Here is an 8,066-nt window from a genome sequence, read left to right on the forward strand (position 1 = left end):
CCTCCACCACGTCCAGCAGCATGTCTTCGGGCAGCGCGATCACCACCGGGCCCGGCCGGCCTGAGGTGGCGACATTCCAGGCGCGGGCGATATATTCTGGGATGCGCCGCGCATCCTCGATCCGCGTCGCCCATTTGGCGAGCGGCGCGAACATCGCCGGCAGATCGACTTCCTGAAAGCCCTCGCGGTCGCGCATGCCGCGGTCGACATCGCCGATGAACAGCAGCATCGGCTGCGAATCCTGCATCGCGACATGCACGCCGATGCTGGCGTTGGTCGCGCCCGGCCCGCGCGTCACGAAGCACACGCCCGGCCGCCCGGTCATCGCGCCGTCGGCACAGGCCATGAACGCCGCACCGCCCTCCTGGCGGCAGGTGACGAGATCGATGCTGGGTTCGTCGTGCAGCGCGTCGAGCACGGCGAGGAAGCTCTCGCCCGGTACATGGAAGATCCGGTCGCAGCCCTGCGCCACCAGATTGTCGACGAGGATCCGGCCCCCGGTACGTTTCGCGGTCATGCGCCGATGGTAGGGGGAAATCGCGCGGCGTCCAATCCTCCCCCCGACGCCGCTCGTATGCGGTGGCGGCGCGGACACGAAAAAGCCCCGCATCGTCGCCGATACGGGGCTTCCGGGAAGCGAGGCGCAAGAACGCGCGCCTCAACTCCTTCGATCGCTCAGAAGCGGTAGCCGATGCCGGCCAGCACCTGGTGGCGCACCACGTCGTCCGAAGCGTTGGTGTAGCGATACTCGACCTTGCCGTAATAGTGGCCGAAGCTGCGCTCCACGCCGCCGCCGACGCGGACGCCGTCGAGGTTGTCGGTGACGCGCAGCGCGCCCGAGCGGCCGATGATGCGGCTGTTGTCGTAGCCGACCTTGCCGTACAGCAGGGTGCCGGGGGCGACGACATAGCCGAGGCGCACGCCGGCATAGAGATCGCGGCCGCCCTTCACGAGCACGGTGCCGAGGGTCTTGTCGGTGGTCATGCCGGTGATCTCGCCGTCGATGCCGGCGACGAGGTTGCCGCGCTGCAGGTCATAGCCCGCCGCACCGCCATAGACGAAGCCCGACGCGCTGACGCCGTCCGACTTGACGTTGTCCCAACCGGCAATGGCCTCGACGCGCGGACCCTGGAAGGTCGCGTCCTGGGCGAGGGCCGGGGTTGCGGAGGCCATGAGGGCAAGCGCCGTCACTGCGAAAATACGCATGATAATCTACCTTTGGACTTGATACTTGTTATACCCGGATGGCCATCCAGGGCGCCTAGGTAGGGTTTTGGTTCGCAGGCGCAATATGACAAATGCATTACATTTTTCGGTGTGGCGGAATGGCAACAGGTGGCCCCGCCGTAGGGGAAGGTGCTTGAGTTGAAAGCCGGTTCAGGTTTGCTTGACCCGGCCGCCTCGGGCGGATTATCGCGGCCCAAACATTCGGAGGGAATCGTCGATGGACAAGCTCTACCCCAACGCGAACGCAGCGCTGGAAGGGCTGCTGTTCGACGGGATGATGATCTGCGCGGGCGGTTTCGGCCTGTGCGGCATTCCCGAGCGACTGATCGACGCGATCCAGGCTTCGGGGGTCAAGGACCTCACCATCGCCTCGAACAATGCCGGCATCGACAATGAGGGCCTGGGCAAGCTGCTGCGCAGCCGCCAGGTCAAGAAGATGATCTCTTCGTACGTCGGCGAGAACAAGGAGTTCGAGCGCCAGTATCTCTCGGGCGAGCTCGAGGTGGAATTCTGCCCGCAAGGGACCCTCGCCGAGCGCTGCCGGGCAGGGGGCGCTGGCATCCCCGGCTTCTACACCAAGACGGGCGTCGGCACGAAGGTGGCCGAGGGCAAGGAAGTGAAGGTCTTCGACGGCGAGGAATATATCCTCGAGCGCGGCATCCGCGCCGATATCTCGATCATCAAGGGCTGGAAGGCGGACGAGGCGGGCAACCTGATCTTCCGCAAGACCGCGCGCAACTTCAATCAGCCGATGGCCACTGCCAGCCATCTCTGCATCGCCGAGGTGGAGGAGGTGGTGCCGGTGGGCAGCCTCGATCCGGACCAGATCCATCTGCCCGGCATCTATGTGAAGCGCATGATCATCGGCGCGCCCTATGACAAGAAGATCGAGTTCCGCACCGTCCGCCCGCGCGAGGCTGCGTGATCCGGTCGGCCCTGCTGCTGGCTGGCGGCCTGGCGCTGTCGGGCTGCGTCGTTGACGCGAGCGTGACGCAGGCGCCGCCCGCACCTGCGGCCGCCCCCGCTGCCGGCGGCGTGCCGGCGGGGATGCAGTATCTCTACGGCTCGGGCGAGGCGGCGGCGCTGAGCGCGCAGGCGTACAACGCGCTGGTCGACCAGGTCCGCGCCCGCATGGCCAAGGACGATCCCAAGGGCCCGCATCCGCGCAATTCGGTGGTGCTGGCGCCCGACGCGACGCTGGCCACCCCGCGCTTCCAGTCCTGCGGCGACAAGCCGGCGGCGGCGGTGTTCGACGTCGACGAGACGCTGCTGCTCAACCTCGGCTATGAGGGCGACGATGCGCGGCGTTCGGGCGGCTGGGATTCGGCGCGCTGGGACCGCTGGGAAAAGACCGGCGCGATGAAGGTCGCCGCGGTCCCCGGCGCGCTCGATGCGGTGCGCGCGCTCCGGGCGATGGGCGTGACGGTGATCTTCAACACCAACCGCGCCGCCGCCAATGCCGAGCAGACCGAAGCCGCGCTGAACTTCGCCGGGCTGGGGCCCGCGAAGCACGGCGAGACGCTGTTCCTCAAGGGCGATGTCGACGGCAAGTCCGGCAAGGACGGCCGCCGCAATGCCATTGCCCAGCGCTTTTGCGTGGTGGCGATGGGCGGCGACCAGCTCGGCGACTTCACCGATCTGTTCGCCGGACTCACCCCGCCCGAGCGGCGCGCGGCGGCGGCGAGTCCCGTGATCGGTTCGATGTGGGCGCGCGGCTGGTTCGTGCTGCCCAACCCCGTCTACGGAACCGGGCTCGGTTCCACCTATGACCAAACCTTCCCGCCGGCGACGCGCTGGACGGATCCGCAGGAGAAGCAGTGATGGCCTGGACCCGCGACGACATGGCGGCACGCGCCGCGAAGGAGCTGCAGGACGGCTTCTACGTCAATCTGGGCATCGGCATCCCGACGCTGGTGGCGAACCACATTCCGGCGGGCGTGGAGGTGACGCTCCAGTCCGAGAACGGCATGCTCGGCATCGGCCCGTTCCCGCTGGAGGGCGACGAGGATCCGGACCTGATCAACGCCGGCAAGCAGACGATCAGCGAGCTGCCGAGTTCGGTCTATTTCAGCTCGGCCGACAGTTTCGCGATGATCCGCGGCGGCCATATCGACCTGACCGTGCTCGGCGCGATGGAAGTGAGCCAGGGGGGCGACATCGCCAACTGGATGATCCCGGGCAAGATGATCAAGGGCATGGGCGGCGCGATGGACCTGGTCGCGGGCGTGAAGAAGATCATCGTGGTGATGGAGCATACCGCCAAGGACGGCAGCCCGAAGTTCATCCCCGACTGCACCCTGCCGCTGACGGGGAAGAATGTGGTCGACATGATCATCACCGACCTCGCGGTGTTTTCGCGCGTGGACCACGCTTCGCCGTTCCGGTTGGTCGAGCTGGCGCCGGGGGTGACCGCGGAGGAAGTCGCGGCGAAGACCACGGCGCAGTATGAGGTGGCGCTGGTTACGGCGTGAGGGGCGTGGCGACGTCTGCGGAAGGGGGCGGAACGGATGTGCGCGTTCCGCCGGCAGGGGCGACCGTCACGGCAAGACACAGTGTCGGGCCGCTGCTAAGGAAGATGCGATGCGCGTTGCCATGATCCTTCTCGCCTTGACCTGGGCCGAGGTCGGCTGCAACGCTTTGCCGGTACGCAGCGACACCCGGCTGGTCGGTAGTGACGTTCAGCTTGCGGCCGCGCTCAAGGTAGCAAAGGGTGGAGAGCGGATCATGCTTCGGCCCGGCAACTACGGTCTAGTGGTCGTCCAAAATCGGACCTGGCCGAAGCCGGTGACGATCGAAAGCGCGGACCCCGCGCGTCCCGCTACCATCAGCCGGTTCCTTGCCGTGAATACGACGGGGATGACGCTCCGCAACTTGGAATTCACGCGGTCTCTAGGTGCCGAGCGGGTCTGGGCGAAAATAGCCGAGATCACGGGTGGGGCAGACATCCGATTCGAAGGGGGCTCGTTCCACGGTTCGCTGGACGGCGATCCCAGCAACGATATGCAGGGGCTGTCGGCCCGCGGCACCAAAAATTTGGTTGTTTCGGGGATGAAGTTCCAGGATCTGAATCTCGGCTTCATTTGCGACGACTGCAGCGATCTCGTCGTTCGTAACAGCGTCTTCAGCTTCCTCGCAACCGATGCGATGAACATCCCCGGCGCGCGCGGCGCGACGATCACGGACAACTTCTTCCACGACTTTCGCCCCATTCCGGGTGCGCATCCGGACGGCATACAGTGCTGGACGCTGCGCAAGATCTCCGGGTGCAAGGACGTAGCGATCACCGGCAATACGTTCCGGGGCGACCCCGGCCACGAGTTCCAAGGCGTGTTCTTCGGCGACGAGGCCAAGGTGGGGGGATATGATCGCATCCTGATCGCGAACAACAGCTTCGTCTGTACGCTGTGGCACGCGGTGAACATCAGTCTCGGTAGCGACATCCAGATTATCGACAATGAGATCGTCGCGGGTCCGAATTACAAGCCTTGGTTCCGGACCAATGGCCCGGCTCGGGTGATCGGCAACATCGCGCCGGCTTATGTCATCGAGAACCGCCAGGGCGTTCCCGCCGGCAACCGTTTGGGCGGCGCGTTCAAGAAGTAGCGCTCAACCGGCCCGGGTGTCTGCGGGATCCGGACGAGACGAAGTGAGCGGTACCGTTCCCAGATCCTTCACCGCGCCGCTACCGCCGCATCGCTGGCCAGCTTGTCCGCCCGCTCGTTGTCCGGGTGGCCGGCATGGCCCTTCACCCATTTCCACTCGACCCGGTGGGGCTTGGCGGCGGCGAGGAGTTCCTGCCAGAGGTCGGCGTTCTTGACCGGCTTCTTGTCCGCCGTGCGCCAGCCATTCTTCATCCAGCCATGGATCCACTTGGTCAGGCCGTCCATCACGTAGCGGCTGTCGGTGGAGAGCGTCACCCGGCAGGGGCGCTTCAAGGCCTTCAGGCCCTCGATCGCCGCCATCAGCTCCATGCGGTTGTTGGTGGTGTGCGCCTCGCCGCCGGACAGTTCCTTCTCGACCTCGCCCATCCGCAGCAGCGCGCCCCAGCCGCCCGGGCCGGGATTGCCCTTGCACGCGCCGTCGGTCGCGATCTCGACATGCTGGAGTTCGGCGGTCATGCGCGCGCCGCCAGTGCCGAGGCATAGACGTGCGCGCGTCGCCAGAACGCCATCGGGTCCTTGCGCGTCACCAGCGCGTCGGCCGGCGTGTTGAGCCAGTCCCAGGCGCGCGACAGGGTAAAGCGGATGCACGCGCCGGTCGCCAGCAGCGGCAGAATCGCGCGTTCGGCCTCGGCCAGCTTGTAGCTGGTCTCATAGCCCTGGAGCAGCGCCTCGGAGACGTACGGATCGAACCGCTCGCCCGTGGAATCGAACGCCCAGGCGGTGTGCATCACCGCGAGGTCATAGAGCCGCAGGTCGGTGGAGGCGAAGTAGAAGTCGATCAGCCCGGTCACCCGGTTGCCGAGCATCAGCACATTGTCCGGGAACAGATCGGCATGGATCGCGCAGGTATCGAAACCCTCGCGCGGCCATGCTTTCGTCACCCGGTCGAGCGCCTGGCCGAGCTCGTCGTACAGCCCCGGTGCGATCTCGTTGAGGCTGGTGCCGCAGCGCTCGAACAGCGGGCGCCAGGTGTCGATGCCCATCGAGTTGGGGCGGTCGAGCGGGAAGTCGGCGACCGCCTTGTGCATCTTGCCCATCGCCTCGGCGGCCGCGCGCGCCTGCGCCGGGGTGGGATGGGAGACCGAGACGCCCGAGAGGAACTGGATCAGGCACGCCGGGCGGCCCTCCAGTTCATGGATCAGCGTGTCGTCGCGATCGGGCACCGCCGGCGGCACCGGCAGGCCGCGATCGGCGCAGTGATCGAGCAGCGCCATGAAATAGGGCAGGTCGCCCTGATCGACGCGCTTTTCGTAGAGGGTGAGGATGAAACGGCTCTTGGTGGTGTCGACGAGGTAGTTGCTGTTCTCAACCCCCTCGGCGATGCCCTTGGCGGACACCAGCTCGCCGACGTCGAAGCGCTCGAGGAACGCGGAGAGCGCCTCGGCCGAAACCTGCGTGTAGACCGCCATTACGCCGCCTCGAGCCCGCGCGGCAGCTTGAAGGTGACGTTCTCTTCCACCGTCGCCACTTCGCGCTCCGTGATCGCGAAGTGCGTGCCGAGCCGCTCGACGACTTCGCGCACCAGGATCTCCGGGGCCGACGCGCCGGCGCTGATGCCGACATGGGTCACGCCGTCGAACCAGCCGAAGTCGATATCGTCGGCGCGCTGGATCAGCACCGCGCGGGCGCCGCCGCGCTTGGCGACCTCCACCAGCCGCAGCGAATTGGACGAATTGGGCGCGCCGATCACCAGCACCAGCTCGGCCTGTTCGGAGATCGCCTTCACCGCGCCCTGGCGGTTGGAAGTGGCGTAGCAGATGTCGTCTGCGCCCGGCGCGACCATCGTCGGGAAGCGCCGCTTGAGAATGCCGAGCACCGCCGCGGTATCGTCCACCGACAAGGTGGTCTGGGTTAGGAAGGCGAGGTTGTCGGGATCCGGCGCCACGACGCTTTCGGCATCGGCCTCGGTCTCCACCAGCGTCATCGCGCCTTCGGGCACCTGGCCGAAGGTGCCGACTACCTCGGGGTGGCCGGCATGGCCGACGAACAGGATGTGCCGCCCGGCCGCGACATGGCGCTCGGCCTGGCGATGGACCTTGGAGACGAGCGGGCAGGTGGCGTCGAGATAGGAAAGCCCGCGCTGCTCGGCCTTGTGCGGCACCGCCTTGGGCACGCCGTGCGCGGAGAAGACCACCGGCACCCCGTCCGGCACATGGTCCAGCGTCTCGACGAACACCGCGCCCTTGGCGCGCAGATTCTCGACGACGAACTTGTTGTGGACGATCTCGTGCCGGACATAGACCGGCGCGCCGTATTTCTCGATCGCGAGTTCGACGATGCGGATCGCGCGGTCGACGCCGGCGCAGAAGCCGCGGGGCGCTGCGATCAGCAGCTCCAGGGGACGCTTTTCGGTGTTTGCCATCGGTTGGAGCCTCTACGCGATTGCTTGCGCGGGCGGAAGGCGGTTCCTATGGTGCGCGCCGTTCCGGTCCCTGTCGCATTGCAGATGGGGGGCGGCTGTTCGGTTCGAAAGGTTGCCCTCCCTTGTCTGTCGCAAAGTTCACCGTTCCCGCCCTGATCCTACTTGCCGCCGGCGGTTGTGCCCGCACCGGCGAAATCACCGAGGGCGGCATCAGCGCGGTGCGCACCGCCTGCCCGACGGTGGCGATCCCCGCGGGGCTCGGCGACGTGACGCTGTTCGACCCGGCGAGCAGCCGCGAGGCAGGCGCGATCGACGTGGTGGCGACGATCACCAACGTCCAGGCGACCTGCGACGATGCCGGCGAGCAGGTGGTGACCAGCATCAAGTTCGACGTGCTGGCGCGCCGCCGCGACGCCGGCCCGGCGCGCGACGTGGTGCTGCCCTATTTCCTCACGATCGTCCGCGGCGGCACGCAGGTGGAGGCCAAGCGCGTCGCCAACATCACGCTGCACTTCGATGCCGGCCAGATTCGTGCGAGCGCCGTCGGTACTGCGACCAGCAGCGTATCGCATGCTGCCGCGACGCTGCCCGACGAGGTCCGTCGCCGTCTGACCCAGAAGCGCAAGGCGGGCGACGAGTCCGCCGCGACCGATCCGCTGTCCGATCCCAATGTCCGTCGCTCGGTGCTGTCGGCGACGTTCGAGGCGCTGGTCGGCTTCCAGCTGACCGAGGATCAGCTGAAGTACAACGCCACGCGGTGAGCCACCCTTAAGATCCTCCCCGGCACGGGGAGGGGGACCATGCGCAGCATGGTG

10 protein-coding genes are annotated in these 8,066 nt (G+C 67.0%); 5 read left to right on the forward strand and 5 right to left on the reverse strand.

Annotated elements, in window-relative coordinates:
- The coding region (locus tag KK7_RS21250; protein WP_010546184.1) for a thiamine pyrophosphate-binding protein at positions 1 to 517 on the reverse strand (517 nt) is incomplete at its 3' end.
- Positions 518 to 675: 158 nt separating this feature from the next.
- Positions 676 to 1,206, reverse strand: coding sequence for an outer membrane protein (locus tag KK7_RS0118805; protein ID WP_010546185.1), 531 nt, complete (start codon positions 1,204 to 1,206; stop codon positions 676 to 678).
- A gap of 238 nt (positions 1,207 to 1,444) precedes the next feature.
- Between KK7_RS0118805 and KK7_RS0118810 the strand changes: the two genes are divergently transcribed.
- The 4 genes from KK7_RS0118810 to KK7_RS0118825 all read left to right on the forward strand — a co-directional run bounded on the left by KK7_RS0118810 (position 1,445) and on the right by KK7_RS0118825 (position 4,830).
- Entirely contained in the window at positions 1,445 to 2,152 is a 708-nt protein-coding gene (locus tag KK7_RS0118810; RefSeq protein ID WP_010546186.1) for a CoA transferase subunit A, read from the forward strand.
- Positions 2,149 to 3,048: a 5'-nucleotidase, lipoprotein e(P4) family gene (locus KK7_RS0118815; protein ID WP_010546187.1), complete on the forward strand. Its 900-nt coding sequence runs from the start codon at positions 2,149 to 2,151 to the stop codon at positions 3,046 to 3,048. Before KK7_RS0118810 ends, KK7_RS0118815 begins: the two co-directional genes overlap by 4 nt.
- The gene (locus KK7_RS0118820) at positions 3,048 to 3,698 is read left to right on the forward strand and encodes a CoA transferase subunit B (protein ID WP_010546188.1); all 651 of its coding nucleotides are present in this window, start codon (positions 3,048 to 3,050) and stop codon (positions 3,696 to 3,698) included. The genes KK7_RS0118815 and KK7_RS0118820 overlap by 1 nt, the downstream gene beginning before the upstream one ends.
- Before the next feature lie 109 nt (positions 3,699 to 3,807).
- Positions 3,808 to 4,830 (forward strand): right-handed parallel beta-helix repeat-containing protein, encoded by a 1,023-nt coding sequence (locus KK7_RS0118825; RefSeq protein ID WP_010546189.1) that lies wholly within the window; start codon positions 3,808 to 3,810, stop codon positions 4,828 to 4,830.
- 68 nt (positions 4,831 to 4,898) lie between these two features.
- Here KK7_RS0118825 and rnhA read toward each other — a convergent pair whose 3' ends face one another.
- Genes rnhA through ispH form a run of 3 tightly spaced genes read right to left on the reverse strand, consistent with a single transcriptional unit; the run spans position 4,899 to position 7,251 of the window.
- Complete coding sequence (gene rnhA / locus KK7_RS0118830; protein ID WP_010546190.1) at positions 4,899 to 5,345, reverse strand: ribonuclease HI; 447 nt, start codon at positions 5,343 to 5,345, stop codon at positions 4,899 to 4,901.
- Positions 5,342 to 6,298 carry a homoserine kinase gene (gene thrB, locus KK7_RS0118835; protein ID WP_010546191.1) on the reverse strand — a complete coding sequence of 319 codons (957 nt, stop codon included), beginning with the start codon at positions 6,296 to 6,298 and terminating at the stop codon, positions 5,342 to 5,344. Before thrB ends, rnhA begins: the two co-directional genes overlap by 4 nt.
- Positions 6,298 to 7,251: a 4-hydroxy-3-methylbut-2-enyl diphosphate reductase gene (gene ispH, locus KK7_RS0118840; RefSeq protein ID WP_010546192.1), complete on the reverse strand. Its 954-nt coding sequence runs from the start codon at positions 7,249 to 7,251 to the stop codon at positions 6,298 to 6,300. The genes thrB and ispH overlap by 1 nt, the downstream gene beginning before the upstream one ends.
- 122 nt (positions 7,252 to 7,373) lie before the next feature.
- Here ispH and KK7_RS0118845 point away from each other — a divergent pair, with 122 nt between their 5' ends.
- Positions 7,374 to 8,012 carry a hypothetical protein gene (locus tag KK7_RS0118845; RefSeq protein ID WP_010546193.1) on the forward strand — a complete coding sequence of 213 codons (639 nt, stop codon included), beginning with the start codon at positions 7,374 to 7,376 and terminating at the stop codon, positions 8,010 to 8,012.
- Positions 8,013 to 8,066 lie beyond the last annotated feature (54 nt).

This window comes from Sphingomonas elodea ATCC 31461, assembly GCF_000226955.1.
GTDB classification, from domain to species: domain Bacteria; phylum Pseudomonadota; class Alphaproteobacteria; order Sphingomonadales; family Sphingomonadaceae; genus Sphingomonas; species Sphingomonas elodea.

What these genes read in the sequence shown, in the direction of transcription:
- KK7_RS0118805 (WP_010546185.1), bottom strand. Translation starts at nt 1,206, where the DNA reads ATGCGTATTTTCGCAGTGACGGCGCTTGCCCTCATGGCCTCCGCAACC.
- KK7_RS0118810 (WP_010546186.1), top strand. Translation starts at nt 1,445, where the DNA reads ATGGACAAGCTCTACCCCAACGCGAACGCAGCGCTGGAAGGGCTGCTG.
- KK7_RS0118820 (WP_010546188.1), top strand. Translation starts at nt 3,048, where the DNA reads ATGGCCTGGACCCGCGACGACATGGCGGCACGCGCCGCGAAGGAGCTG.
- KK7_RS0118825 (WP_010546189.1), top strand. Translation starts at nt 3,808, where the DNA reads ATGCGCGTTGCCATGATCCTTCTCGCCTTGACCTGGGCCGAGGTCGGC.
- rnhA (WP_010546190.1), bottom strand. Translation starts at nt 5,345, where the DNA reads ATGACCGCCGAACTCCAGCATGTCGAGATCGCGACCGACGGCGCGTGC.
- thrB (WP_010546191.1), bottom strand. Translation starts at nt 6,298, where the DNA reads ATGGCGGTCTACACGCAGGTTTCGGCCGAGGCGCTCTCCGCGTTCCTC.
- ispH (WP_010546192.1), bottom strand. Translation starts at nt 7,251, where the DNA reads ATGGCAAACACCGAAAAGCGTCCCCTGGAGCTGCTGATCGCAGCGCCC.